Here is a 1,272-nt window from a genome sequence, read left to right on the forward strand (position 1 = left end):
GACGGACTGGTGGCCACCTCGATCGCCTGGGGTGCCTGGGCCGAGGCCGGTCTGGCCACCGACGACGTGGTCGCCGAGCGACTGCGCCGCGACGGTGTCGTCGGTATGGCACCCGGTCTGGCGATCAGCGCGATGCAGCAGGCCCTGGACAGCGGCGACACCGCACTGACGATCGCCGACGTGGACTGGGACCGGGTGGCGGCCGAGACCGCCGCCGTCCGCCGGAGCAGCCTCTTCGACGAGATCCCCGAGGCGCGCAAGGTCATGGAGACGGCGCTCGCACCGTCGGAGAGCACTGCCGGCGAGTCGTCGCTGACGCAGCGACTGATGGCTCTGCCGGAGGTCGAGCGTGGCCGTGCGCTGCTGGAGCTGGTGCGGGTGCAGGTCGCGGCCGTGCTCGGTTACGCGGGTTCGGACGCGGTCGAGGCGGGTCGGGCCTTCAAGGAGCTCGGGTTCGACTCGCTGACCGCGGTCGATCTGCGCAACCGTCTGAACGCGGCGACGGGTCTTCGTCTGCCGGCGACGCTGGTCTTCGACTACCCGTCGGCGACCGCGCTGGCGGAGCACCTGCGGTCCGAACTGCTGGGCCAGGAGCCGGAGTCGGCCGCGCCGGTGGCGGTGGTGGCCGCTGCCGACGACGAGCCGATCGCGATCGTCGCGATGAGCTGCCGCTTCCCCGGCGGGGTCACCACCCCCGAGGAGCTGTGGCAGCTGCTGGTCCGGGGCGGTGACGCCATCGCCGAGTTCCCGACCGACCGCGGCTGGGACCTCGACGGCCTCTACCACCCGGACCCGGACCACCAGGGCACCACGTACGCCCGTGAGGGTGGCTTCCTGGACGAGGTCACCAGGTTCGACCCGGCCTTCTTCGGCATCTCGCCGCGCGAGGCCCTGTCGATGGACCCGCAGCAGCGTCTGCTGCTGGAGACCTCGTGGGAGGTCTTCGAGCGGGCCGGCATCGACCCGGTCTCGCTGCGCGGCAGCCAGTCGGGCGTCTTCGTCGGCACCAACGGCCAGGACTACGCCAACCTGCTGGTGGACGGCCTGGAGGGCGTCGAGGGTCACCGTCTGACGGGTACGGCCACGAGTGTCGTCTCCGGCCGCCTCTCCTACACGTTCGGTCTTGAGGGTCCGGCGGTGTCGGTGGACACGGCGTGTTCGGCGTCGTTGGTGGCGCTGCACCTGGCGGTGCAGGCGCTGCGGGGCGGTGAGTGCGATCTGGCGCTGGCCGGTGGTGTGACGGTGATGTCGACGCCGGATCTGTTCGTGGAG

1 protein-coding gene is annotated in these 1,272 nt (G+C 71.6%); it reads left to right on the forward strand.

Annotated features, from left to right (window positions below; translation table 11 throughout):
* The coding region (locus tag ACWDAK_RS41325; protein WP_427396369.1) for a type I polyketide synthase at positions 1-1,272 on the forward strand (1,272 nt) is incomplete at both ends.

Source organism: Kitasatospora sp. NPDC001175 (assembly GCF_053598215.1).